Raw genomic sequence first — 24038 nt, forward strand, 5'->3', positions numbered from 1 at the left:
CTATTCCGGGACCACGTTCAGTTTTTCAGGACGCGCCATCCATTCCTTGCCACGCAGCATTGCCTTCCAATAGACCGGCGGCAGCACGCTTTCCTTCAGAAACCACGCCAAACGACTGGGTTTTGTGCCATCTAACAGAAAGCGGGGAAAACTAGGCTTGAGAGCTCCGCCATAACCGAACTCTGCCAAAACGATCTTGCCGCGTTCGACGGTCAGAGGGCACGAGCCATAACCGTCATATTGCATCGTCGCAGAGCGACCTGCGATGTCAGCCACGATATTGTCCGCCACAGTAGGCGCCTGCTTGCGTGCCGCCGCTGCTGTTTTGGCATTCGGTGCATTCATCACATCACCCAAGGACCAGATATTGTCAAAGCTCTTGTGCCTCAGCGTGGCCTGATCGACATCGACCCACCCCGCCGCATCCGCAAGCGGCGACACACGCACGAAGTCCGGAGCGGTCTGCGGAGGACAGACATGGATCATGTCGAATTCCACTTCGACCTTGCGCGGCTCATTGTCTGGTTGGGTCACCTCGAACACCGCCGTCTTTGCGGGGCCGTCGATTGCAACGAGATTGTGGAAGAAATTCAACGAGGCGTCGTATTTTTTAACATAATCCTCCAGCGCCGGGACATAGTCCTTGACGCCGAACAGCACTCCGCCCGCATTCATGAACTGGATGTCAATGTTACTCAATACGCCCCGCCGAGACCACGCATCGCCGGACAGGTACATGGCCTTTTGCGGCGCACCGGCACATTTGATTGGCATCGGTGGCTGGGTAAAAATTGCCCTGTCCTTTTGCATCTCACGCACCAACTGCCACGTATATGGTGCAAGATCATAGCGATAGTTCGAGGTTACGCCGTTGCGGCCAAGAGTTTCCTCTAGCCCCTCGACCTTGCCCCAATCCAGCTTCAGACCCGGGCAGACGACAAGTCGGTCGTATTTCACCACTCGGCAACCATCCAAAACGACGGCGTTGCTTTCCGGCTCAAACGCGGCGACGGCCGCCTTGATCCAATGCACGCCTTTGGGGATCAGACTGCCCATGGTCTTGGCCGTCGTCTGGGCATCAAAGATACCGCCGCCCACCATGGTCCAACCGGGCTGGTAGTAGTGAACATCTGCCGGATCAATGACGGCAATATCCAGATCGGGTTGCCTCGATTTCAGACTGGCAGCGACCGAGATCCCCCCTGCCCCCGCGCCGACAATAACAACCTGAAAATGGGCGTCGCCCGTATCTGTTGGGGTCTTGCCGCCATTTGCGATCCGGCGGGCCACGCCGTTCATGTCGTAGCCCGCTGCCTTGGTGGCTGTCAGGATTTCGGCAATCGGCCGTTTCATAGCCTCATGAAAAGACCATAGCGTGGCCGAGCGTGTTCCGGTGCGACAATATGCAAACACCGGGCGTTGCAGGTCCTCAAGCGCTGCGCCAAACGCCTCGACATCCCCATCTTTCACCATGCCTGATTGCACGGGAACATAGCGGGCCTCGATCCCTGCAGCCTTGGCTGCGGCGGCGATTTCCTTGAACGAGGGCTGATCCGCCCCTTCGCCATCAGGCCGATTGCAGATGATCGCGCGGAAACCCTGCGCAGCGATTGTCCCGACATCCTCGACCGAGATCTGAGGGCTGACGGTGAATTTGGGTGATATCGTGCGAAACTCCATCTCTGTTCTCCTTCTGGCCCATTAGAGGGTGTTTACAGGCACTTTGAGCATCGGGTTGCCGTCGGGATCCTTGGGCACCTCGCCTGCTCTCATGTTGACCTGCAGTGAAGGGATAATGAGGTTTGGCATCGCCAGCGTTGCATCACGTTCGGTGCGGAACTTGACGAATTCTTCTTTCGTCTTGCCGCCGCCAACATGGATATTGTGGGTCTTTTCCTCGGCTACGCTGGTTTCCCAGGCAATATCGCGCCCGTTTGGCCCGTAGTCGTGGCACATGAACAGACGCGTCTCATCCGGCAATACCAGAACTTTCTGAATCGAGTCATACAGAACGCCCGCGTCGCCGCCCGGAAAATCGGCGCGGGCGGAGCCGCCATCGGGCATGAACAGCGTATCCCCAACAAAAGCCGCATCACCCATGACATGAACCATGCAGGCTGGCGTATGTCCGGGCGTGTACATGGCATAGGCCTGCATATTCCCGATCATATAGGTGTCGCCATCCTCGAAAAGCGCATCGAATTGCGAGCCGTCACGTTGAAACTCGGTCCCTTCGTTGAAGACCTTGCCGAACGTGTCCTGCACCACGGTGATCTTGGAGCCGACCCCGATCTTGCCCCCAAGTTTTTCCTGAATATACGGCGCGGCGGACAGATGATCGGCATGCACATGGGTTTCGATAATCCACTCCAGTTGCAGGCCCTTGTCGACCACAGTCCGGATCAGCTCATCCGCGTGTTCAAAGGTGATACGCCCGGCCGCATAGTCGATATCCATGACACTGTCGACGATCGCGCAAGCGCTCGAGTCCGGGTCTTTCACGATGTAGCTGATGGTGTTCGTTGCTGCGTCAAAGAACGCAAATACGTCTGGCTTGATCGCCATGTTTACGGGGTAAGTGGCCATATCTTGTCTCCTCCTTGGTCTTAGTTCAGGGATGTGTTTGCAAATCAGGAGCCAGCGCCGCCTGCAGGCCCTTGGCGAGGGCGATGCCCACAACCAAGGCACTGACGAAGGCGAAGACCTCCCAGCGACCTGTGCCTAGTGCGGGCAATGCGCCACCCGGGCAGAATCCGGCGATGCCCCAACCGATGCCGAACAAGGCGGACCCACCGACGAGCTTGACGTCGATCTTTCGCGCCGATGGCAAATGAAACGCAGGTTCAAGCACGGGTGCGGCGCGGCCGAAGACCATCTTGTAGCCGACAAAGGTGGTTATCAGTGCACCTCCCATGACAAAGATCAGGGACGGGTCCCAGGCACCAAACAGGTCGAAGAAATTCAGCACCTTGGCTGGGTTCGCCATGCCGGAAAGCGAGATTCCAACACCGAAGACCAGACCGATCAAATAGGTTGAGATGAGTTTCACGCTTTATCCTCCGAAAACGTGGCGTGTGACGAAAACCGTGGCAAAGGCGAACAGCATGAACGTTGCTGTGGCTGTGATCGAGCGTACGCTTAGTCTCGCCATTCCACACACACCGTGGCCCGAGGTGCAGCCGCCGCCCAGGGTCACACCGACACCGACAATCACACCGCCCAGAACAAACGCGGCAGTGGAGACCGGCACCTGTACCTGAGGCATCTGCCCAGACACTACCCACCCCACCAAGGGGCCGGTTGCCATGCCGGCCAACAACGCAGCGCGCCAAGTAAAATCACTGGACGATGCAGGCCGCAACAGCCCGGCCAAAACACCGGTTGCCCCCATCACGCGCCCAATCAGCAACATCAGCAGAACCGAGGCCACTCCAATCAGAACGCCGCCCGTCAGCGACGCCCAAGGGGTAAATGCCGTCTCGATCATCAGCAGTTCTGACAGGTCTTGAGGCCAACGATGCGATAGAGCGGGCAGTTGCCGACAAAGGCGGTAAGGGTGAACACACCCGCCACGATCAGCGCTAGCCAGAACAGGAGTCCCGCCCCCAGCACGCTCGTGCCCAAAGCCATGTATAAAAGCATCGCAGCAATCAAAATGCGCAAAACGCGGTCAAGTTTGCCCATATTTGTGGTCATGTCACACTCCATCGGGAATCGATGAAATGACAATTGCACAGCGCAGCTCACAGCTTTGGTGACATGGTCACCAAACTGCCGAAGCAAATTCAAAGTTTGAGTTCAGACCTCGGGCGTCGCCGATCTTGCTAGGCGTTCCAGCCCCTCGCGGTCGGTCAGGCAGACTTCGCCACGCGACTGTTCCACCCAGCCGCGGCGCTGGAATTCCGCCAAGGTACGCGAGATCACTTCGCGCGCCGTGCCCAGCTCTGTGCCCAACACTGCATGCGTTGCGTGTACGGTTTCGCCTACCCCTGCCAGCTCTAGCAGCCGCGAGGCCAGCCGTACGTCCATACGCTTGAACACGATATCGTCGATCAAAGTAAAGAGATCGGTGATCCGGCGTGAGTAAGCTGAAAAGACGAACTCGCGAAACACAGGGGATTTCGCAACCAGATCGTCGAACGTTTGGCGCGGGATAGCTACCGCTGAAACGTCTGTCTCGGCAATGCCGTCGGCGGAATAGTCTTCGAAGGCCAGCATACACGCCGTGGTCAGCACACAGCTTTCACCGGCGTGAACACGGTAGAGGAACACCTCGCGCCCGGTCTCAGATTTCTGCTGAACCCGGACGGTTCCCTCCAGCAGTAGCAATAGATTGTCAGCCGTTTGGCCAGGCGCGAATATCTGCGTGCCAGCGGGAACGTTGACGATCTGACTGCCGCTGATCAGGTCGGCGCGCACAGTATCCGGTAAGCGGCTGAGACCTTTGAACTTATCAATCCAAGAGTGTTGCATAGCCGAAAATCCTACCATTTTGCTTGCCGCAGCAATTGTGTCAGAACGGCGCTGTTGTTCAATGCGATATCTTGAATGTGAGGCGAACAACCGCGTTCTGAAAGATGCCATTCCTGTCACATGGCATTTCCCCGTGCTGGAATAGAATTGGGCTGCGTGGCTGGAGGTGGTGAACCCCCGCCCGCTTATCGCTCAGCAGTGTTTTTAAGCGATGCCATCAGGTTATGAAACTTCTCGCCTTGAACTGCGACATGGGAACGAAGGGCATTGGCAGTATCGTCCGCCAAACCGTCCTCAAGAGCGCGAACGATGTCCTCATGTTCGGACATCGACTGCGCCATACGGCCACGAAATCGAAGCTGTTGCCGCCGGAAAGGTTTGAGGCGCCGATGCAGTTTGGAGGCCTCTTGTTCCAGAAACGAATTCCCGGATTGCTTATAGATAATTCGATGAAACCGTTCGTTTTCGAGGTAGTACGTGTCTGGATCACCGGCATCGACGGCCTGCTGACATCTCGCGTTGGCGTCCGTCAGATCTTTCAAAGCCTCCTCGGAGATACGCATAGCGGCAAGTCGGCCGCAGACAGCTTCGAGCTCGGCCATGACCTCGAACATCTCCATCAGTTCTACCGGACCCGGCTGTCGCACAAAAGCACCACGGCGCGGAATGAGGTCGACCAAGCCCGACAGCGCAAGTCGTTGAAATGCTTCTCTAAGTGGTGTTCTCGAGACACCAAACTGTTCAGCCAGTTTGACCTCATCCAGACGATCGCCATCTGAGAATGTACCGTCAAAGATCAACTCTTCCAGTTCCTGGGCGATATTATCGGCAAGTCGTAAGTCCATAGGATTATGTATAGGACTCAATTTGCGAAAAATTCAAGAGCAATGATCTTGTATACAAAAACGTTGACTAAAAAACAGAACCGGCTTAAGCATACCCTGACCCCGGTACGCCGGGTCGAACCAGGGAGGAAATAATGAAAACCATTTTTAAGACAGCCGTTGCTATAGCAGCGCTTGTATCTGCTGGCACGCTTGTATCCGCAAAAGAGCTGCGCCTGTCGCACCAGTGGTCCAACAAGGACATCCGTCACCAGGTCGCCCAGATCGTGGCCGATGAGGTTGCCGCCGCCGATGTTGATCTGGAGATTAAGATTTTCGGCTCAAAATCGCTGTTCAAACCGCGCGAGCAGTACAAGCCGCTCAGCCGAGGTCAGCTGGACATGACCGTTCTGCCGCTCAGCTATGCCGGTGGTCAGCAGCCCGCCTATAACCTGACTTTAATGCCCGGTCTGGTGAAAAACCACGATCACGCAGCGCGTCTCTCCGACTCTCCCTTCATGGAAGCGTTGGAAGAGAAGATGGCCGAGGATGACGTGATGGTTCTGGTCCATGGCTATCTGGCCGGTGGCTTTGCCGGAAAGGACAAGTGCATCACCAAGCCCGAAGACATCGCCGGCTTGCAGACCCGCGCAGCAGGTAAATCCTTTGAGCAAATGCTGGCCGGGGCCGATGCTTCGATCGCCTCGATGGCGTCATCGGAAATCTACAATGCCATGCAAACCGGTGTTCTGCAGGCGGCCAATACTTCATCATCTTCCTTCGTCAGCTATCGCATCTACGAACAGGTCAGCTGCTATACGCCAGCGGGCGACGTCGCGCTGTGGTTCATGTATCAGCCACTGCTGATGAACAAATCCACCTTCGACGGGCTTAATGAAGATCAGCAAGCTGCATTGCTGGCCGCGTCTGAAAAGGCACAGACCTACTATCTTGAAGAAGCCAAGAAGCAGGACGCAAACTCAGCCAAAGTCTTCGCCGAAGCGGGCGTCGAGATCGCCGAAATGAGCGCGGAAGACTTCGAAGCATGGCGCGCCTTGGCGCAGGAAACATCCTATAAGGCTTTCGTGGAAGAAGTGCCGGACGGGCAGGAGCTGCTGGACAAGGCTCTGGCGGTCGAGTGACCCTTTCTTGCCCGGGCGGCTCCGCTGCCGCCCGGCACTGATCTCAGTTCTGATCTTCAGACTTAATTGCATCTCAATCATCAGGAGACGCAAATGGCCGGCCATAGCTCTGCCGTTGCTTCCCATACCGGGAACAATCCTTTCCTTCGTCTTGTCGCTGCGCTTTCAACTTTGGCCGGATGGTGTTCCGCAGCCATGATCGTTTCTGCCGTCGCCATCACCTGCCAAATGATCGTCGTGCGTTTTGTCCTGAATGGCTCGACAATCTGGCAGACCGAAGCGGTCATCTATCTTGTCATCGCTGCCACGCTTGTTGGTCTGCCTTATGTGCAACGCCTGCGTGGGCATGTGAATGTCGACCTGATCCCGATCTCGCTGGCCCCGCGCCCCCGCTATTTTATGGCGATCCTGACTTCAGTTCTGTCCATCGCCATCGTCTCGGTCATGCTGTTCTACGGCTACGAGTATTGGCACTTCGCATGGGAGCGAGGTTGGAAATCTGACACCGTATGGGGTGTGCGGCTGTGGATTCCCTACCTGTCTATCCCGGTCGGCTTTGGACTGCTGCTGCTTCAGCTAATCGCTGACCTCGTCGCCGTCCTGCTTGGCATCGATAAACCCTTTGGTCTGGAGTAAAGCCGATGGACCCCCTCCTGCTCGGCGCCATTGTCGCCATCGCCACCATCCTTGTTCTGTTTTCGGGCGTATCGGTCGCCATCGGTTTGTTGATCGTTTCAGCCGGGTTTCTGATTGTCTTCGACGGTCCGCGCTCGCTGGAACTTATGCCCGAGATTCTGTTCGGAAAGCTGGATAACTTTGCACTTCTGTCGATCCCGATGTTCATCATCATGGGGGCGTCCATCGCGTCGACGAGGGCCGGAGCCGACTTGTACGAAGCCTTGGAACGCTGGCTGACCCGTGTACCCGGAGGGTTGGTCGTATCAAACCTTGGTGCCTGCGCTTTGTTCGCAGCCATGTCCGGATCTTCACCTGCCACATGTGCCGCCATCGGCAAGATGGGCATCCCCGAGATGCGCAAGCGCGGCTATCCCGACGGCGTTGCCGCAGGTTCCATCGCTGCAGGTGGTACGCTTGGCATCTTGATCCCGCCCTCGGTCACCATGATCGTCTACGGCATCGCCACCGAGACTTCGATTGGTCGCCTGTTCCTGGCTGGCGTCATCCCTGGCCTGATGCTGGTCGGTCTGTTCATGGCCTGGTCACTTTATTCTACTTGGAAATCCGGTGACGCCACCCGTCTGGGGTCTGGCAGCTACACTTGGCGTGAACGTTTCGAGATCCTGCCGCGGGTTCTACCCTTCCTCGGCATCATTCTGGGTGTGCTGTACGCCATGTATGGCGGTATCGCCACGCCATCGGAAACGGCTGCCGTTGGTGCCCTGCTCTGCCTGCTGATCGCAATGATCATCTACAAGCTGTGGAACCCCAAGGACATCTGGGTCGTGCTGCGCGACAGCACCAAGGAAAGTGTGATGATCCTGTTCATCATCGCCGCTGCCGGTGTATTCTCGTACATGCTCAGCTCGCTGTTCATTACACAGGCGATTGCTGAATGGATCGGTACGCTGGATGTGAACCGCTGGGTTCTGATGGGTGCGGTCAACGTGTTCCTTCTGATCGCCGGGTTCTTCCTGCCCCCCGTCGCTGTAATCCTGATGGCGGCACCGATCCTGTTGCCTATTATCACTACCGCTGGCTTTGATCCGATCTGGTTTGCGGTTGTACTGACTATCAACATGGAGATTGGTCTGATCTCACCCCCCGTCGGCTTGAACCTCTATGTGATCAACGGCATCGCGCCCGACATCTCGCTGAAGACCATCCTGACAGGCTCTCTCCCCTTCGTGGCCTGCATGGTGATCGCAATTGTCCTGCTCTGCCTGTTCCCCGGTCTGGCCACCTGGCTGCCAGACCTGGTGATGGGAACGACGGTATGACCCTATTGGCGGATCTTCTGTCCACTGTGTTCGAGCGGCGCTATCGCCGCTCGGGCGCGGCGGCCCTCGACGGCCGCCCGCTGACCGAACTGGCCGATGCGCTGGTCGGGTCAGCGGGCGAGACTTCGGGGCTGGCGCTGGCCGAGGAAATCCTAACCCGGTTCGACACTCTGGGCGACGAGGAAAAGCTGGAGTTCTTCCGCTATATCGCCTCGGCCATGAATATCGACCCCGAGGCGGTGCGGTCGTCGCTGGATGAATACGAACGCGACCCCTCGAAAGCCACCTATCGCAGCTTTGCGGCTGCGGTGGAACCGGCCCGACAGGAATTGATCCGCCGGTTGAACCGCGTGCCCGGTGCCACCGGCGCACTGGTACAGATGCGCGCCGATCTGCTGCGGCTGGGCGGCAAGGAACCGGAACTGCAGGCGCTTGACCTGGACTTCCGGCATCTATTCGCCAGCTGGTTCAACCGTGGCTTTCTGGTGCTGCGCCCGATCAACTGGGAAAGCCCGGCGCATATTTTGGAAAAGATCATTGCTTATGAGGCAGTCCACGCCATCGACAGCTGGGATGACCTGCGCCGCAGGCTCGAGCCAACCGACCGGCGCTGTTTCGCTTTCTTTCACCCCTCGATGCCTGATGAGCCGCTGATCTTTGTCGAAGTGGCTCTGAACCAAGGTATCCCGGGCTCGGTTCAGGCGTTGCTTGCCGAAGACCGCGATCCGCTGCCGCAGGATCAGGCGGATACGGCTGTGTTCTACTCGATCTCGAATTGTCAGGCCGGGTTGGCCAGCATCTCGTTCGGCAACTCGCTGATCAAGCAGGTGGCCTCGGATCTGGCGGCGGAATTGTCGGGGCTGAAGACCTTTGTCACCCTGTCGCCCATTCCGGGCCTGAGCCAGTGGCTGACGCAGGAAAAAATTGAATGGGACATCGAAAAGCCCGATCAGATGAAGGGGCTGGCGGCGCATTACCTGCTGAACGCCAAGGGCTGGGGCAACATGCCGTTCGACCCGGTGGCGCGGTTCCATCTTGGCAACGGTGCGCTGATTCACGCGGTTCATGCCGATGCCGATACTTCGGACAAGGGGCGGGCACAGTCCGGCGGCACCATGGTCAACTATCTCTATGACCTTAGCCGCGTGGCGCAGAACCACGAGCAATTTGCGAATACCCGCGAGGTGAACGCCTCGACTGAGGTCAAATCGCTTGCCGCGTCCGCCTCTCTCACATCGACACAGGAAAGGTAATCCCTATGGCCAATCCTCTCTATGACGGTTTGTTCGGCGCTCACGCCGGCAAAGACACACCTTTTTTGCATCTGCTCGACGGTTCGGTGATAACGCATCAGGACTTTTTAAGCACCGCAGCGCAGATCGCCCACCTGACCACACAGCTAGGCCTAAAGCCCGGCGACCGGGTTGCGGCGCAGATCGAGAAATCAGCAGAAGCGCTGGCCCTCTATGCCGCCTGCGCGCAGGCCGGCCTGGTGTTTTTACCCTTGAATACCGCCTATACCGTTGATGAGCTGACCTACTTTATTGAAAACAGCGGTGCCTCGCTGATTGTCTGTGACGCCAAAAGTGAAGAGAAACTTGCCCCCATTGGCGCGCAACTGAGCGCGCGCGTAGAGACCCTGAACGCGGATGGCAGCGGTAGCCTGATGGAAAAGGCATCGGCTATGCCTATCAGTTTCGACACAGTCGATCGGGACGGCGAGGATTTGGCGGCATTCCTCTATACATCCGGCACCACGGGCCGGTCCAAAGGCGCGATGCTGACCCAGAACAACTTGTTGTCGAATGCTGAAACGCTCGTCGAAGAATGGCGTTTCACATCCGACGATGTGCTGCTGCACGCGCTGCCGATCTTTCACACTCACGGACTGTTTGTGGCAACCAATGTGTCACTGGCTGCGGGCAGCAGCATTATTTTTATGCCCAAGTTCGATATGGACGAGATTATCCGTCAGATGCCTCAGGCCACGACGATGATGGGCGTGCCCACTTTCTATACCCGCCTGTTGGATGACGATCGGTTCACAAAGGAACTGACCGAACACATGCGCCTGTTTGTTTCCGGTTCCGCGCCTTTGCTGGCGGAAACGCATGTGCAGTTCGAACAGCGTACCGGTCACCGCATACTCGAACGCTATGGCATGACCGAAACCAATATGAATACGTCAAACCCATATGAAGGGGAGCGTCGCGCAGGCACCGTTGGCGTGCCACTGCCCGGGGTTGAGCTGATAATCTGCGACTCTGACGGCAACGCCCTGCCCAATGGCGAGATCGGAGAGATCGAGGTGCGCGGACCAAACGTATTCAAAGGCTATTGGCAAATGCCGGAAAAAACCGCGGCCGAGCTACGGGAGAACGGCTTTTTCATCACCGGCGATCTGGGCCGGATCGATGAAGAGGGCTATGTCCAGATCGTAGGCCGAAACAAAGACCTGATCATCTCAGGTGGCTATAATATCTACCCCAAGGAGATTGAACTGGTGCTCGATGACCAACCCGGCGTGCTGGAAAGCGCCGTCGTTGGCGTACCCCACCCAGACTTCGGAGAAACGGTTCTTGGTGTGATTGTCGCGGAACCGGGAGAGACCCCCAACCTTGAACAGATGCAGGCTGCGGTATGCAACAGCCTCGCGCGGTTCAAGCACCCCCGCAAGTTGATCCTGATAGATGAGCTTCCCCGCAACACCATGGGAAAGGTTCAAAAGAACATCCTACGTGACCAGTACAAGGAAATGTTCGTGGCCGCATGAGAGGCTGCCGTTTTTCCGATCAAGCAATGCAACGTGGGGGCAACTGCGGCTTGCCCTAATTTCGCAAAAGTCGTGCGCGAAAAACACGTTAGATGTCACTTAGCCAAACCTGTCGAGGAGTCTCAGTCAGTTCGCAGATATACATATATTCCTAACCGCATGACGAATCAGCTGGCCATCCGTCATGGTATGGTTCGAAAATTTGAGCCAATACTTGGATGATGTCATGTATAGCGCATGGCGGGTCAAAGTTTCTTGCAGTAAACCGGCGCTGCGACAGAGCTGCGGTTTCGCCGAGCGCAACAATACTGGCGGCCCCAAAGGCCGTTTTCCCAAAGTTGAACGTTTTGTATCTCCTTCAGGTCGGGTAAAGCGCAGCCCGATTAATGTTGCTATTAGAGGCAAGCCATAGGGGTTTATTCCGCTGCCAATGGAGGCAGGAACCGGAATTCTCTGATGCTGTCGGGCTTCATCTCGATCGAGAACCCGGGCTGCGTCGGCGCGAAATAGGCCCCGTTCTTCGCCACGCAGGGGTCGACAAAGTGCTCATGCAGGTGATCGACATACTCGATCCGCTTGCTGTCCTTCTCGCCCGAGATCGCGATGTAGTCGATCATCGACATATGCTGGACATATTCGCACAGGCCCACGCCCCCGGCATGGGGCCAAACCGGCAGTTCGTATTTCGCCGCCATCAGCATGACAGCGAGCACCTCGTTCAGCCCACCCATCCGGCAGCTGTCGATCTGAACGATGTCGATCGCGCCTTCCTTGATGAACTGCTTGAAAATGATCCGGTTCTGGCACATCTCGCCGGTCGCTACTTTGACCGGTGCGACGCCTTCTCGGATCGCCTTGTGGCCATATACATCGTCGGGGCTTGTGGGTTCTTCAATGAAGAAGGGGCGTGCAAAGGACAGGGCCTTGACCCAGTGGATCGCCTGATCGACCTCCCACACCTGATTGGCGTCGATCATGATGTTCATGTCTTCGCCCAGTACTTCACGTGCGATGGTCAGGCGGCGAATGTCGTCATCCAGATCGCGGCCAACTTTGAACTTGGTATGAGTAAAGCCCGCCTCCTTGGCCTCATGGCAAAGGCGGCGCAGCTTGTCGTCGGGATAGCCCAGCCAGCCCGCCGAGGTCGTGTAGCAGGGATAGCCCTCGTCCTTCAGTTTAGCGATACGCTCCGCTTTGCCCGGTTCAGCGGCGCGGAGCATCGCTAACGCCTCATCCGGAGTAATCGCATCGGTCAGGTAGCGGAAGTCGATCAAGCGCACGATTTCTTCGGGGCTCATCTCGCTGACCAATTGCCAGACGGGTTTGCCCGCCTCTTTGGCCCATAGATCCCAAGCCGCGTTCACGACCGCACCAGTCGCTAGGTGGATCGCCCCCTTGTCGGGACCAATCCAGCGCAGCTGGCTGTCACCGGTGATATGACGCCAGAACAGGCCCATATCTTCGATGATCCAGTCCAGTTCCAGCCCTTTTACCAACGCACCGAGGGCTTCGATCGCGGCTACACAGATCTCATTGCCGCGGCCAATGGTGAAGGTCAGTCCGTGACCCTCATGCGCGCCGTCAGTTTCCAGCACCACATAGGCGGCGGAGTAGTCGGGATCAGGGTTCATCGCATCCGACCCATCCAAACTGGCCGAGGTCGGGAACCTCAGGTCCTCGGTCCGAATGCCGGTTATCTGGGTCATTTGCTCGCCTCAACGGTTTGGCGCTGAACGCCCAAACCTTCGATCCCCAACTCCATCCGGTCGCCGGGTTTCAGATAGGTCTGCGGGTCCTGCCCCATACCCACGCCCGGAGGCGTTCCGGTTGAGATCACATCGCCGGGTTGCAGTGACATGAATTGCGACAAGTGCGAGATCACGGTTGCTACGTCAAAATGCATCGTTCTGGTCGAGCCGTCCTGATACCGGTGCCCATTCACCTCAAGATACATCGGCAGGTTCTGCGGGTCCGACACCTCATCACGCGTCACCAGCCATGGGCCGATGGGGCCAAACGTGTCGGCGGACTTGCCCTTTACCCACTGGCCCGAGCGGCGCAGCTGGAAGTCGCGTTCCGACAGATCGTTGACCACGCAATAGCCCGCGACATGGTCCAGCGCGTCCTCGACGGATACGTATTTTGTATGCTTGCCGATCACCACACCCAGTTCGACCTCCCAATCGGTTTTGACTGAGTTGCGGGGGATTTCCACAGTGTCATCAGGTCCCATGATCGCCGAGGTCGCCTTGAAGAAGATCACCGGTTCTTCGGGCAGTGCCATGCCAGATTCAGCAGCGTGGTCGGCATAGTTCAGGCCGATGCAAATGAACTTGCCCACATGCCCGACACAGGCTCCAATGCGCGGGGTACCTTCGACCTCGGGCAGAGCATCCACATCCAACGCGCGCAAGGCATCAAGCCCGGCATCCGACAACGCGTCGCCCGCTATATCGTCAATGACACCCGACAAAACGCGGATCACGCCATTTTCATCCATAAGGCCGGGTTTTTCTTGTCCGACCGGACCGTAACGCAGCAGTTTCATCTCAAATCTCCCTGATCAAACGGTCCAGCCGCCATCGATGGCGAAGGTCTGTCCGGTGGTGAATGCGGTCTCATCGCTGCCCAGATAGACGGCCAAGGCGGCAACCTCGTCTGCGTGACCGATACGGCCCATGGGCTGGCGCGCGATGAAGTCTTTCATCGCTTGCTCATAGTCGCCGGTGGCGCGCAGGCGGTCGTGTAGGCTGGGGCTATCTACGGTGCCAGGGCAGATCGCGTTGCAGCGGATGCCCTGCGTGATGAAGTCAGCGGCGATCGATTTCGTCAGGCCAATCACGGCCGCTTTGGACGCGCAGTACGAAAAGCGGTTCGGCACGCCTTTGATCGACGATGCGACCGAAGACATGTTGATGATCGAACCACCGCCATTTTCCAACATGCCGGGCAGAACCAGCTTAGCCAGCCTGTACATCGCCTTGACGTTCAGATCAAAGCTGAAATCCCACTGGTCGTCGTCGCAATCCAGAATGGACCCAGCCCCAACGAACCCTGCGCAGTTGAACAAAACGTCCAACGCTCCGACGGTTGCGACGACCCCAGCCACGGCATCCGCATCGGTGACGTCCAGCTTCAGAGCCGTCACACCCTCGATCGCAGCCAATTCCGCAAGCGTTGCATCATTGATATCGCAGGCAATCACCTGCGCGCCTTCGGCCACATATTTCTCGATGCTGGCGCGGCCAATGCCCTGCCCTGCAGCAGTAATCAGTGCTTTCTTTCCGGCCAAACGGCCCTGTGGTTTGGTCATGTCGTCCTCAATCCGTATGATAAACTTTGGTCATGGGTGCCCATTGTTTGTTTTCGCTGCGGCACAAATCAGTGGCAGGTGTGGAGCCATCAGGAAACCCACGCAGGTGGTGGCGTTCTACGCCTTGGTTTGATGCGTCAAATTCAGCCATGAGATAATGTTCCCGAACCTCCCGCGCTTACAGCTAGCGGTTTGATTTTGCTCGTTTGGAAATTCGCAAACGTATCAACGGTGTCACTGTTTTCGCAGCCGTTAGTGTCCAAGAAACCGTTGTGGCCCGACCAGCAAGCGCGCGTGACCGACCCCAACGGCTGGCTCGTCACGCCGACATTGCCAGCAGCCTTGGACGATTTTGGATCGTTGGAGAACACGCCGCTGCCCTGCCACTGCAGGTTAGGTGAGAGACTTCCCTCGATCACGTCCTGACCCAAATCGACCCTCATCTTCGAAGAGGTGCCTGTCAGAGATGCTTGCGCCTCATCAAGGCCAATCAACAACGGCAATGCTCGCCAGTCGGTGTTCAAGCTCACAATGCACTTATCGCTTTCGGCCACAGCCACCTCGTGGGGCTGGTAAACGAGGGCTTCCTGCGTGTTTGCATCATTTGTGCCGTAGAAGATCGCCTGATCCTTCACCTGTGGCCAGGTTTCGGAGACGGACAGAGCCTTGTTGCATTGCGCTTTATTCATTGCAGCCTGTTTCGCGCCTTCGGAGTTCGACTTGAGATAGCCCAGTTCCGAAACGTCAAACTGCGCGCACTGCAGCAGCAGAAGCTCGCCGTTCTTGGGAGGTGCATTAGTGTTGTTTGGTGCGAATTTGGAAATAGAGTCGTCCGAAACAAAACCGCCTATGTCGACATACAAACCTTCGTTTTTCTGTCCACCAATCAGCTTGGGTCTAAAAACAGCCTCGGGGTAAGACCTCCAGTCCGATTCGGCGTGCACTGCACCCGCGATCAGAATGACGCAGCTTGCAAGCAATCCATTGATTGTATGGGACGATTTCCTCACTTGCTTCTCCCTGATCTCGTTTTAGCGACTCTCCCGCATCGCTTTACTTTGTATTTAAAACTTTTATTTACCAATAAATCAACATTGACATCCACCGCGCATTCAAGGCACTTTGCCCACGCATTCGCCCGCAAGCGCGAATTGGGAGGAATACGTGTCGGCAACTTCAGAGAAATATCGTGCCCCTGCCCTAGAGAAGGGTTTGGACATCATCGAGTTGCTATCGCTGCATGCCGACGGGCTGGCGCAAGGTGACATTGCACGCGCTCTGGACCGGTCCCAAAGCGAAATCTACCGCATGCTGTCCACACTGGTGCGACGCGGTTATGTGATCCGGTCCTCTGACGATGATCTCTATTCGCTCAGCCTGAAAATGTTTGCGATTTCGCAAAGGTATCCTCCGGTCGAGCGGTTGCTTGAGATGGCGACACCCAAAATGCGGGCCGTAGCGCGAAAGGCCTGGCAATCCTGCCATATGGGTATGGAGAGCAATGGAGACATAGTTGTTGTCGCTTCGATCGCCTCACCCGGGAACTGGGGTTTGGCGTTGCGCGTCGGAACCGTGATTGGCCTTGGGAATACCGGCACCGGCCGTGTTCTTGCAGCGTTTCGCAGTGACGCCGCCCTTGAAGACCTTCTAGACAATCACAGGCTTGCGCAAGGTGAGCCGGAATTGGATGTCGTTGAATTCAGGGAACATGTCGCCCGCATACGCGAATTGGGCTACGAGCGAATGCCGTCAGCCACAGCTGTTGGTGTGACGAACCTCGCCTACCCTGTGCTGGACCAAGAAGGGCAGGCAATCAGCGTTGTGAACTGCCCATTTTTGGAAAGGATCGATCAGCTTGAAGTTCCGGGAATTGAAGACGTACATCAACTCTACAAATCGCTGGCGGAAGAATTGACCAATTTCTATACGGGCAAGTCGCAAGCCTGACCTACCAGTCGCTTGTCACCATGGGATAAGGTCAGGCAGGCTAGTACATATCCGTCCTGGTCCATGTGAGAAGAGGCTGTTTTCGCCAATAGTCGCATCTTTAGACAAGAGATGCGTCCTCTTTGGTTTTGTTGGCTAAAAGACCGCCAACTGTGATGAGACCAGCGCCTATCCAGCCCCACAAATCGGGCAAGGTATTCCAGATCAAATATCCGAAGAATACTGCCCAGAGCATTCCGGAATACTCAATCGAGGCCAGCGTACTAATTGGTGAGAAGGAACATGCTGACGTTCTGAAATACACACACAAAGCGCCACAAACACCCAGCAAGCCAACGAGCCAGATGTCGGAAGAACTTGGAACGTAGCTCCCATAGGGAACCAAAACAGCGGCTGCGGCAAAGACCATGAGATACTCATATCCAGCGATTGCTTCCGGTGTATCCCGTCTTGAAAGGGCACGCGCCGTGATTAAGCCGAGTGCGCTACACAACGCCGCCGCCAATGGAAAAAAGGCAGCCACGTTAAGACCTAGGCCCGGCGGGCGTATTAAAAGTAAAGCGCCCATAGCGCCTGAAACGAGTGCAAGTAGTTGTGGAAGTCCAGGATGTTCCCGAAACACAAGTGAAGACAAGACCATCGAAAAGATAGGCGCGACCATGAAGATCATAGTCACTTCGGCAAGCGGCAAGTTTTGAAGACCGGAAATGAAAAAGTACATTGTGCCTAAGGTCAGCACCCCTCTGGCCATCAATAGTGGCCATCTTGGTGAGGCCAATGATCCCCAGTTTCGAGGCGCAATAAATACAAAGAAAAACAAAAGGCCAAAGGTGCTTTCGAACAAGATGATCTGAAGCCCGGAATACGTCTCGGAAAGTACCTTGGCGACCGCATCCATCGCAGACATAAAAAACACGCCAAGCGCAAAGTAAGCTGGACCATTGGCGTAGAGTTGCGATGGTTTGAGGCGGGCGATCATGATGTGAGCTGATCAAAGACTGACGTGCGCTCAAGGCGAAAGCGCGCAGTGAACGGACCAGGTGTTTCGCGTAAAAATGCGTCCATGGACTTAAGCATTTCGATCGCATCTATTTTTTTCTGATTTACCGTGTTGCCCTCAAGCCATCGTTCAAGCCGAAGCAATTCATCGGGTTGCACACTGTTCTGTTGGCCGAGGTGTAGCATGTGTCTGTACGAGCGATTAGAGAAATACTCTTGATCCATCAGATTCAGGAGCTTATCGGCAGTTTCTTGGGAAATGACTTTGCTTTCCGAAGCAACCTCAAGTGTTGCCCTGATGTTTACAAGGGGCTCTGACAACGACGGGTATTTCAGTTCGGCAGGTCCGTGATTCAAGGCAACCTCGTCGTCACGCGTCAATAGACCGTCGCGGTATTCCTCAAAGATGCGGCCGATCCCTTTCATGCCAAAACTATGCAGTTCCGCTGCCCTTAAGGCGCCCATGCTGGAGCTGCCGAACACGTGTATGCCCTGGTCAAGCGCCCAGAGTATTTCCTTGTGCAGCACGGAGGGTGTGAATTGAAAATAGCCGTCAATTATTCCGATGGCGTGTGGCTTTCGCGCGACCGCATTCAATACATCCCCCTGAGCTGCCGGCGGCAGATACTCAGCCGCCAAAATCTGCTTGGCTTCACATTCGTGAATGGTGGGGCCGCAGAAAACAAAAACCGTCATTGCATTAACTCTGACGCGTTTTGCGCACGCAAACCCGGCGTATAGCGCGGGTCGTCATGCGGCCCCTCCAACCCGGGGACGAGCACCCGAACAACTGCGATGTGATCGGAGACATAGTCGGCTGTAATGTCGATGCAGCAGGCACCGTCCAGTCCAGCTGCGGTCAATCGCGATTTGAGCCAAACAAGATCTCCCTCGGGAGATTTGCTTTCATGCGACTGCCTGGAGGCAAAACTCCGGCATCCAGGTCGGGCAATCGTTTCTTGGAACTTCATCTCAGAGTAGTAGTCTGAGTGCAGATCATCGCGCGCACCTGTGATCAATGTCAGCCTCTCCTGCGCAGCTTCTGTCAGGGCGCGTGAGAGCGCGATCTGCCGACACGGGTGACACCCTGCTCCGACAGATGGGCGCGAGAGAAGTACCGGCACGTTTCCGTTTTCACATGCCCATACCAAGTAGGCGGGCACGCCGATTTCCGTCGTCACGTCCCAGATCGCCAAGTTTATGTCTGCGTCCTTGAATTTGCTTAGGGTCTGGCACAAACCGTGATCTTCGATAGTCCGTTGATCAATTCGACGTGCATCACGCTCTTGCCACGGCAACCGCGACCATAGCGCAACAGCGTCCCGTTCGATCACCTCGCACAAGCCGTGTATCTTTGCTTCGGAAAGTGAGTTCCCCGAGGCCAGACCATTCGAACTCGACAGGAAAAACCCGCTCCCGGGTGGCAGAGGGCGTGTGTAGTTTGTATGAACCAATTCGTAGGGAACCCACACATCTCCGGACACCGTCAATAGTTGCATTTCGATCCAGAGGTTCGGCGCGAAAGGATCAAATTCCATCTCATTGCTCAGCGGCAATTGATCAACTGGCAAAACGTTGTGTGTGTATCTGATATCTTCAAGGCTCGCGAGTATGACCGGAGCCACAATACGTTCTGCGTGGAAAATCTCGATGGACTCCATCACGGCAGAAGCGACCGCAGCGTCATATGTCACGCCCTTCCCCTGAGAAACTGCCATTGATCGCGAGTTTGGCCTGCATACGACGGTTGTCGGTAGCCCAACACGATCAAGCCCCGTGACATCCGCTATTCGCGTGATGCCAAAAACCGGAAACAGGTCACGCAAAAGCTCAACCGTCTGCTTGGGCGAGCGAATGCGATGTGTCCCATCAAAATACTGTTTCAAAACAAGTTCTCACGCGACTGGGAACAATCTATCAGTGCGCGCAATGACGATTCATACTGCGCGACACGAACGTTGGCTCAAAGGCTTGAGCCAACACTCACATACGTTGCTTTGACTGGTTTTAAGCAGTTGGTTGAATCTTCGCCCCGACTTGGGCCGGATCAATCTTTGCACCCAGCTGAGACGGGTCAATTTTGGCTCCGTGTTGGCCGGGGTCAATCTTGGCTCCAATTTGGCCTGGATCGATCTTGGCCCCGATTTGGCCCGGATCAATCTTTGCACCCAGCTGAGACGGATCAATTTTGGCTCCATGCTGGCCGGGGTCAATCTTGGCACCGACCTGCGAAGGGTCACCGTGGCATACGTCTTCGGTAGTGATCGCAGATTGGCGATGTGCAGAATTGCTACCGGGCTGAGCAAAAACTCCGGATTGATCGATGGTGATCAGACGGCCATCAGGCGCACGAACAGTTCTTTTATTTTCAAACATTTAATTTCTCCCTTTGTTGGAATCTTCATTCTAATTTGTTTTGCACTTCAAGAACCAGAGCGCGCCTTTCACTAACATAGAATTTGCATGATCACCAAGGCGCATGACGGGCGCTATCCCAGATGAGTTGGAATGAGAAACCATGGTGAGGCCAATACAAAAGGCGTCGGTTTGACCAGTTTTGGTGTCTTTTGAAACCGCAAGCATTCATGAAGCAAAAGAAAAGCAGTTTTTTGACGTTCATTCTTTGCGTGACACCAACAAGCGCCATCAGCCAAAACCGAGTACTCAAACTTTTCTAGAAATGACCTAGTTCTCTAGCATTGGTAGCGGTCTGTTCAACTGCAAGTCGACTCGTTTTTAACACCACAAACAAAAACCAAAATGGTCTGCGGAGTCTGTTTGCTTGGTACTAGAGGTTTCGTTTGCAGCGCAAGCGCAGACCGCGATGTGAAACAAACTGCATGTCGTCCAAGCCCCGTGAACCAAACGTTTTCTGAAGGGCGCAATAAGCAGTAGTTTTAGGCACAAAACAGTCTCGCTTGCCCAAAACGCTCTCTTTTTGATTGGCCCTAAGGGAGATCAACGCCGACTGGTCAAAGAGACAGTTCGCCGTCTTAGAAACTCGAGTAGTTCCCGAGGATTGTTTGCCCGTTTTTCAATCTCGTCTCTCTCAATAGGGTCACCGACGATCGGGCGCTGGGGTTTATCCAAGGCATGCCGCACCTCGTACAAAAGCAACCCTTGGCGCAGCGTGGCGGAGACATTGCTGGCGATTTGATATGCGCGACTGTTGCGTCCCGGAAAACGAATGGGGACAACTGTGGCCCCAGAGCGCTGGATAAGTTTGGCTGTAAAGGGATTCCATTCGCGTTCGATCGCAGGCCCCCACCAACTGTTCGACGAGGCAACAACCCCGGAAGGGAACAATGCGATTAACCCTCCGTTCGCAAGATGCTCCATAGCTTTTCGGCGCATTTCCAGGCTCTTTTCAAGAGCGTTGGGTTCATGATCAAAGGGGACCGGGATCATGAACTGGTCAATCTCAACGACACCCGTCAGCAGAGACCGCGTTAGAATTTTATAATCGGTTCGGACCTGACCGATCAGTTCCGCCAGGATCATGCCGTCGACAAGCCCGTGCGGGTGATTGGCGACAACCACCACGGGCCCTTTGCTCGGGATTTGACGAATTTCTTCATCGGGCGTTTGCAGCGCGATGCCCATCACCTTGAGGGCCTGCCCCCAGAAGGGTTGCCCAGCGGGCACGCCCATTGCCTCGAATTTGCGGATGCGACGCAACAAATGGAATTTGCTTGTAGCCAGCTCAATCGCTTTGATCGCCCATCGCTGAACCGGGTTGCTGAATGTGGATGCATAAGACAAGCGGCGCCGATCATAGGGCTGTTCGCTCAGGTTTGTTCCGTCACTCTGGCCAAGCAACAGCCGTGTCTCTTTGTCCGGGCGGCCAGTACCGGGCCTTTTGAGGGTCTTAGACCCCTTACCCCTCATCGAAGGATGAAGACCGAACACGGCGCACGGCGTGAAATACGCGACGCCGTCGAGCCCAGAAGATAGTCTCGAACGCCAGGTTTGTGAGATCCGACAATAACCAAATCAACATGGTTCTCGCGGGCAAACTCCGCGACCTTCAGGCCGGGCTTGCCAGTGATGACTTCGGTCGAGATGTCGTCCGCATCGCCTGCAAGGCGATCCAGTTCGTCCTTGATGCGCGCTGTCAGGTGGTTCTCGGGTTTCGACTCCACGAATTCGGCGACGAAACCGGGTATGTCTTCCAGCACTGTCAACAAGGTCATCCGGCCGTCTTCGGCAAGCAGACGGTGCCCAGCGGCGATTTTGTTGGCGACAACGCCTTCGTGGTCCAGAGCGACCGGGATCAGAATGTGCTTGTACATAGTCAGTTCCTTTGTCGATTTAGGGGGCGTTTGTGGCGGCCGTGCCGCGGGAAACGATCATCTTGGCGGCCTCAGACATTTGCGCGCGCGAGTTCGCGAGCCAGATCAAGATATTGACCGGGAACCGCTATGCCATGCGCCTGCGCGCGGCTGATCGACTCTGCACGCCGATCCCCCGGAAGCCGTGCGCCTTCGAGGCTGTCGATGGCCGTCAGCACCATTTCGAGGCGATCCGTGAAGGCGCCCAGATTGCTTGGGAACATGGCAATCAGGAACTGCCCGGATCCCGGAGAAGGCCCCTCTGCGTCAAAAAACGAAGCCACGCCTAAGCTGGGGTTTGCACCGGTGAAAACCGACGCAAGAACCTCGACCATCAAGGCGAGCACGGTTCCCTTTGCCCCTCCGGCGGGGGCCATGGAACCAGCCAATGCGGCGGCTGGGTCGGTTGTGGGCTTGCCGTCTTTGTCAAAGGCCCAGTCCGGTGGGATGGGCTTACCTGCTTTTTTGGCATGCATGACCTTGCCGCGCGCAACATTCGAAAGCGCCAGGTCAATCACCAGCGGCGGCGCATCGCGTTGCGGCGCGGCAAAGGCGATGGGGTTGGTGCCAAAAACCGGGCTCGCGGCGCCCCAAGGCGCAATTGCTGGAGGGGCATTGGCAAACATCAAGCCCACAAGACCCTCGGCGGCGAGCTTTTCGACCTGCACCGACAGTGCGCCGGCGTGATGCGAGTTTTTGACCGACATCGTTGCTGTGCCGTATGAACGCGCGACACTTATGCCCTGTGAGATGGCATGATCCAGCGCCGGGTACGCAAAACCGAAATCGGCGTCCGTAGAAATCGCAGCTTGACTGGTCAGGCGAGAAGTAATGTTTGCGTCCCGGTTTATCTTTCCGCTACGCACTTGCGCGACATAGTCCCCGAGGCGCGAAAACCCGTGACCCGTCTGGCCTTCGGCTTCTGCCGCCACCAGCACATTGGCGACGGACTCAGAGTGTTCCTTAGAAACCCCCTGAGCCATCAATGCACCCGAAATGAGGGCCTTGGCCTCGGAAAGGCTGATGTTTTCCATATGTGCCATGGTTTTGTCTTTGGGTGGGGCGGCACCTTGGCGCCGCCCCTGCCAGATCTAGGCGCTGCGATAAAGCTTGGTCATCGAGAATTCGCGATGGCCAAGCGCTTCGGCGGCTGTGTTGCGGCCATTAGCTGTGCGGCGGATCATGTCGATCAAGGCATCGCCCGCTTCGTCAATGGTCTGTTCCCGGCGCAGGATACCCGAAACGTCGACGTCCACGTGCTCTCCCATCGTCCGCACGGTCCGAGGGTTCGCAGTGATCTTGATAACCGGAACAATCGGATTGCCCACCACATTGCCTTGACCCGTGGGGAAGGTGTGGATAACTGCGCCACCGGCCGCCATCAGGGTCACACATTCCGCCGCGGCCGAGGAGCTGTCCATGAAGTACAGCCCCGCGCCCGAGCTTGGCGCTTCGGCGGCATCGAGGATGTCGATATATTGCGAGGTCCGACCGATCTTCTCGAGGTTGCCCAAGGCTTTTTCCTCAATCGTGGTCAAACCGCCTTCGATGTTGCCTTTGGTCGGCTGGGAGTCCGAAAGGTCATCGGTTTGATGGGCAAAGATCACGTCGTCCTGATAGGCTTTCCACATCTTGTACCAGCGCTCGCCAACTTCGTCATCGATCGCGCGTTTCTGACAGATGTGTTCAGCGCCGGTTATCTCCGAAGTCTCGCCAAAGAAGCCGGTGATACCTTCGGGCAGCAGCTTGTCGTACATATTGCCAACCGTCGGGCAGGACCCCAGACCGGTGGTGGTGTCGGACTCACCGCATTTGGTTGAGATCCACAGCTCGTTCAGCGCGCATTCTTCGCGCTGGTATTCCGAGGTCAGATGCACGAATTCCTTCGCGGCCCAGCTGGCCTGACGGATGGTTTCAAAGTCGCCTTTTTGCTCGATCGAGAATTCGGCCACCGGTTTGCCGGTTTCGCGAATGCCGTCTGCAATCCGTTTGGTCCAACCGGGCTCAATGCCGATCACGACAACGGCGGCTACATTTGGGTTCGCCCCAGTGCCAATCATGGTCCGGAAGTGCAGTTCCAGATCCGCGCCAAACTGCAGGCGGCCATAGGCATGCGGGATCGCAAGCGTGCCTTTGACGTTATTTGCAATGGCTTCACAGGCCGCGTTCGAGATATCGTCAACCGGCAGGATTACCACGTGGTTTCGAACACCGACACGACCATTCTCACGACGGTAAGCATGCACAGACATATTTTTGAAATCGAGTGCCATGAAGA

At 56.3% G+C, this 24038-nt stretch carries 26 protein-coding genes; 6 read left to right on the forward strand and 20 right to left on the reverse strand.

The genetic code is table 11. The features are described 5' to 3' along the window. The 7 genes from ACR0KL_RS20730 to ACR0KL_RS20760 form a co-directional block, all read right to left on the reverse strand. On the reverse strand, positions 1-1680 hold the full coding sequence (locus tag ACR0KL_RS20730) for a bifunctional protein tyrosine phosphatase family protein/NAD(P)/FAD-dependent oxidoreductase (protein WP_480777457.1): 1680 nt from the start codon (positions 1678-1680) through the stop codon (positions 1-3). A gap of 21 nt (positions 1681-1701) precedes the next feature. Further along, positions 1702-2586, reverse strand: a complete 885-nt coding sequence (locus ACR0KL_RS20735; protein ID WP_480777458.1) for an MBL fold metallo-hydrolase — start codon at positions 2584-2586, stop codon at positions 1702-1704. A gap of 25 nt (positions 2587-2611) precedes the next feature. Continuing rightward, positions 2612-3049 carry a DUF6691 family protein gene (locus ACR0KL_RS20740; RefSeq protein WP_480777459.1) on the reverse strand — a complete coding sequence of 146 codons (438 nt, stop codon included), beginning with the start codon at positions 3047-3049 and terminating at the stop codon, positions 2612-2614. A 3-nt stretch (positions 3050-3052) separates the two neighbouring features. Then, on the reverse strand, positions 3053-3487 hold the full coding sequence (locus ACR0KL_RS20745) for a YeeE/YedE thiosulfate transporter family protein (protein WP_170681109.1): 435 nt from the start codon (positions 3485-3487) through the stop codon (positions 3053-3055). Next, positions 3487-3696 (reverse strand): YgaP family membrane protein, encoded by a 210-nt coding sequence (locus ACR0KL_RS20750; protein WP_170681108.1) that lies wholly within the window; start codon positions 3694-3696, stop codon positions 3487-3489. The genes ACR0KL_RS20745 and ACR0KL_RS20750 overlap by 1 nt, the downstream gene beginning before the upstream one ends. 102 nt (positions 3697-3798) lie before the next feature. Beyond that, complete coding sequence (locus ACR0KL_RS20755) at positions 3799-4473, reverse strand: Crp/Fnr family transcriptional regulator (protein WP_170681106.1); 675 nt, start codon at positions 4471-4473, stop codon at positions 3799-3801. 185 nt (positions 4474-4658) lie between these two features. Continuing rightward, positions 4659-5318 carry a GntR family transcriptional regulator gene (locus ACR0KL_RS20760; RefSeq protein ID WP_170681104.1) on the reverse strand — a complete coding sequence of 220 codons (660 nt, stop codon included), beginning with the start codon at positions 5316-5318 and terminating at the stop codon, positions 4659-4661. Positions 5319-5452: 134 nt separating this feature from the next. Between ACR0KL_RS20760 and dctP the strand changes: the two genes are divergently transcribed. From dctP to ACR0KL_RS20785, 5 genes are all read left to right on the forward strand, one after another. After that, positions 5453-6439, forward strand: a complete 987-nt coding sequence (dctP, locus tag ACR0KL_RS20765; protein ID WP_170681102.1) for a TRAP transporter substrate-binding protein DctP — start codon at positions 5453-5455, stop codon at positions 6437-6439. Positions 6440-6532: 93 nt separating this feature from the next. Next, a complete protein-coding gene (locus tag ACR0KL_RS20770) occupies positions 6533-7075 on the forward strand; it encodes a TRAP transporter small permease (protein ID WP_170549798.1) in 543 nt (180 codons plus the stop codon). Positions 7076-7080: 5 nt separating this feature from the next. Next, positions 7081-8397: a TRAP transporter large permease gene (locus ACR0KL_RS20775; protein ID WP_170681100.1), complete on the forward strand. Its 1317-nt coding sequence runs from the start codon at positions 7081-7083 to the stop codon at positions 8395-8397. After that, positions 8394-9650 carry a malonyl-CoA decarboxylase domain-containing protein gene (locus ACR0KL_RS20780; RefSeq protein ID WP_170681098.1) on the forward strand — a complete coding sequence of 419 codons (1257 nt, stop codon included), beginning with the start codon at positions 8394-8396 and terminating at the stop codon, positions 9648-9650. Before ACR0KL_RS20775 ends, ACR0KL_RS20780 begins: the two co-directional genes overlap by 4 nt. 5 nt (positions 9651-9655) lie before the next feature. Continuing rightward, positions 9656-11170: a malonate--CoA ligase gene (locus ACR0KL_RS20785; protein WP_170681096.1), complete on the forward strand. Its 1515-nt coding sequence runs from the start codon at positions 9656-9658 to the stop codon at positions 11168-11170. Between the two features lie 416 nt (positions 11171-11586). On the opposite strand, the gene ACR0KL_RS20790 is transcribed toward ACR0KL_RS20785, so the two are convergent. Genes ACR0KL_RS20790 through ACR0KL_RS20810 form a run of 5 tightly spaced genes read right to left on the reverse strand, consistent with a single transcriptional unit; the run spans position 11587 to position 15493 of the window. Then, positions 11587-12876 carry an L-fuconate dehydratase gene (locus ACR0KL_RS20790; RefSeq protein ID WP_480777460.1) on the reverse strand — a complete coding sequence of 430 codons (1290 nt, stop codon included), beginning with the start codon at positions 12874-12876 and terminating at the stop codon, positions 11587-11589. Next, on the reverse strand, positions 12873-13718 hold the full coding sequence (locus ACR0KL_RS20795; RefSeq protein ID WP_480777461.1) for a fumarylacetoacetate hydrolase family protein: 846 nt from the start codon (positions 13716-13718) through the stop codon (positions 12873-12875). The genes ACR0KL_RS20790 and ACR0KL_RS20795 overlap by 4 nt, the downstream gene beginning before the upstream one ends. Positions 13719-13733: 15 nt before the next feature. Beyond that, complete coding sequence (locus ACR0KL_RS20800; protein ID WP_170668160.1) at positions 13734-14483, reverse strand: SDR family oxidoreductase; 750 nt, start codon at positions 14481-14483, stop codon at positions 13734-13736. 7 nt (positions 14484-14490) lie between these two features. Beyond that, positions 14491-14634, reverse strand: a complete 144-nt coding sequence (locus tag ACR0KL_RS20805) for a hypothetical protein (protein WP_170549815.1) — start codon at positions 14632-14634, stop codon at positions 14491-14493. Beyond that, on the reverse strand, positions 14627-15493 hold the full coding sequence (locus ACR0KL_RS20810) for a hypothetical protein (protein ID WP_170681090.1): 867 nt from the start codon (positions 15491-15493) through the stop codon (positions 14627-14629). The genes ACR0KL_RS20805 and ACR0KL_RS20810 overlap by 8 nt, the downstream gene beginning before the upstream one ends. Before the next feature lie 154 nt (positions 15494-15647). Between ACR0KL_RS20810 and ACR0KL_RS20815 the strand changes: the two genes are divergently transcribed. Next, positions 15648-16430: an IclR family transcriptional regulator gene (locus ACR0KL_RS20815; protein WP_170681088.1), complete on the forward strand. Its 783-nt coding sequence runs from the start codon at positions 15648-15650 to the stop codon at positions 16428-16430. 100 nt (positions 16431-16530) lie between these two features. On the opposite strand, the gene ACR0KL_RS20820 is transcribed toward ACR0KL_RS20815, so the two are convergent. The 8 genes from ACR0KL_RS20820 to ACR0KL_RS20855 form a co-directional block, all read right to left on the reverse strand. Next, positions 16531-17409, reverse strand: a complete 879-nt coding sequence (locus tag ACR0KL_RS20820) for a DMT family transporter (protein WP_170681086.1) — start codon at positions 17407-17409, stop codon at positions 16531-16533. Further along, on the reverse strand, positions 17406-18125 hold the full coding sequence (locus tag ACR0KL_RS20825; protein WP_480777462.1) for a TfuA-like protein: 720 nt from the start codon (positions 18123-18125) through the stop codon (positions 17406-17408). Before ACR0KL_RS20825 ends, ACR0KL_RS20820 begins: the two co-directional genes overlap by 4 nt. After that, complete coding sequence (locus ACR0KL_RS20830) at positions 18122-19315, reverse strand: YcaO-like family protein (protein ID WP_170681083.1); 1194 nt, start codon at positions 19313-19315, stop codon at positions 18122-18124. The genes ACR0KL_RS20825 and ACR0KL_RS20830 overlap by 4 nt, the downstream gene beginning before the upstream one ends. Positions 19316-19436: 121 nt before the next feature. Then, positions 19437-19805, reverse strand: a complete 369-nt coding sequence (locus ACR0KL_RS20835) for a DUF4573 domain-containing protein (RefSeq protein ID WP_170681081.1) — start codon at positions 19803-19805, stop codon at positions 19437-19439. Between the two features lie 582 nt (positions 19806-20387). Beyond that, positions 20388-21032, reverse strand: coding sequence for a lysophospholipid acyltransferase family protein (locus ACR0KL_RS20840; protein ID WP_480555401.1), 645 nt, complete (start codon positions 21030-21032; stop codon positions 20388-20390). Between the two features lie 281 nt (positions 21033-21313). Continuing rightward, a complete protein-coding gene (locus ACR0KL_RS20845) occupies positions 21314-21721 on the reverse strand; it encodes a universal stress protein (protein ID WP_170681077.1) in 408 nt (135 codons plus the stop codon). Between the two features lie 71 nt (positions 21722-21792). Beyond that, positions 21793-22803 (reverse strand): Ldh family oxidoreductase, encoded by a 1011-nt coding sequence (locus ACR0KL_RS20850; RefSeq protein ID WP_480555399.1) that lies wholly within the window; start codon positions 22801-22803, stop codon positions 21793-21795. 48 nt (positions 22804-22851) lie between these two features. Continuing rightward, positions 22852-24033 (reverse strand): UxaA family hydrolase, encoded by a 1182-nt coding sequence (locus ACR0KL_RS20855; RefSeq protein ID WP_170681075.1) that lies wholly within the window; start codon positions 24031-24033, stop codon positions 22852-22854. Positions 24034-24038: the final 5 nt, after the last annotated feature.

The organism is Ruegeria sp. C8 (assembly GCF_056537565.1).

Coding starts and splice junctions, on each gene's coding strand:
- ACR0KL_RS20730 (WP_480777457.1), bottom strand. CDS start 1,680: ATGGAGTTTCGCACGATATCACCCAAATTCACCGTCAGCCCTCAGATC.
- ACR0KL_RS20735 (WP_480777458.1), bottom strand. CDS start 2,586: ATGGCCACTTACCCCGTAAACATGGCGATCAAGCCAGACGTATTTGCG.
- ACR0KL_RS20745 (WP_170681109.1), bottom strand. CDS start 3,487: ATGATCGAGACGGCATTTACCCCTTGGGCGTCGCTGACGGGCGGCGTT.
- ACR0KL_RS20750 (WP_170681108.1), bottom strand. CDS start 3,696: ATGACCACAAATATGGGCAAACTTGACCGCGTTTTGCGCATTTTGATT.
- ACR0KL_RS20755 (WP_170681106.1), bottom strand. CDS start 4,473: ATGCAACACTCTTGGATTGATAAGTTCAAAGGTCTCAGCCGCTTACCG.
- ACR0KL_RS20760 (WP_170681104.1), bottom strand. CDS start 5,318: ATGGACTTACGACTTGCCGATAATATCGCCCAGGAACTGGAAGAGTTG.
- dctP (WP_170681102.1), top strand. CDS start 5,453: ATGAAAACCATTTTTAAGACAGCCGTTGCTATAGCAGCGCTTGTATCT.
- ACR0KL_RS20770 (WP_170549798.1), top strand. CDS start 6,533: ATGGCCGGCCATAGCTCTGCCGTTGCTTCCCATACCGGGAACAATCCT.
- ACR0KL_RS20775 (WP_170681100.1), top strand. CDS start 7,081: ATGGACCCCCTCCTGCTCGGCGCCATTGTCGCCATCGCCACCATCCTT.
- ACR0KL_RS20780 (WP_170681098.1), top strand. CDS start 8,394: ATGACCCTATTGGCGGATCTTCTGTCCACTGTGTTCGAGCGGCGCTAT.
- ACR0KL_RS20785 (WP_170681096.1), top strand. CDS start 9,656: ATGGCCAATCCTCTCTATGACGGTTTGTTCGGCGCTCACGCCGGCAAA.
- ACR0KL_RS20790 (WP_480777460.1), bottom strand. CDS start 12,876: ATGACCCAGATAACCGGCATTCGGACCGAGGACCTGAGGTTCCCGACC.
- ACR0KL_RS20795 (WP_480777461.1), bottom strand. CDS start 13,718: ATGAAACTGCTGCGTTACGGTCCGGTCGGACAAGAAAAACCCGGCCTT.
- ACR0KL_RS20800 (WP_170668160.1), bottom strand. CDS start 14,483: ATGACCAAACCACAGGGCCGTTTGGCCGGAAAGAAAGCACTGATTACT.
- ACR0KL_RS20805 (WP_170549815.1), bottom strand. CDS start 14,634: ATGGCTGAATTTGACGCATCAAACCAAGGCGTAGAACGCCACCACCTG.
- ACR0KL_RS20820 (WP_170681086.1), bottom strand. CDS start 17,409: ATGATCGCCCGCCTCAAACCATCGCAACTCTACGCCAATGGTCCAGCT.
- ACR0KL_RS20825 (WP_480777462.1), bottom strand. CDS start 18,125: ATGACGGTTTTTGTTTTCTGCGGCCCCACCATTCACGAATGTGAAGCC.
- ACR0KL_RS20835 (WP_170681081.1), bottom strand. CDS start 19,805: ATGTTTGAAAATAAAAGAACTGTTCGTGCGCCTGATGGCCGTCTGATC.
- ACR0KL_RS20840 (WP_480555401.1), bottom strand. CDS start 21,032: ATGGGCATCGCGCTGCAAACGCCCGATGAAGAAATTCGTCAAATCCCG.
- ACR0KL_RS20845 (WP_170681077.1), bottom strand. CDS start 21,721: ATGTACAAGCACATTCTGATCCCGGTCGCTCTGGACCACGAAGGCGTT.
- ACR0KL_RS20850 (WP_480555399.1), bottom strand. CDS start 22,803: ATGGCACATATGGAAAACATCAGCCTTTCCGAGGCCAAGGCCCTCATT.
- ACR0KL_RS20855 (WP_170681075.1), bottom strand. CDS start 24,033: ATGGCACTCGATTTCAAAAATATGTCTGTGCATGCTTACCGTCGTGAG.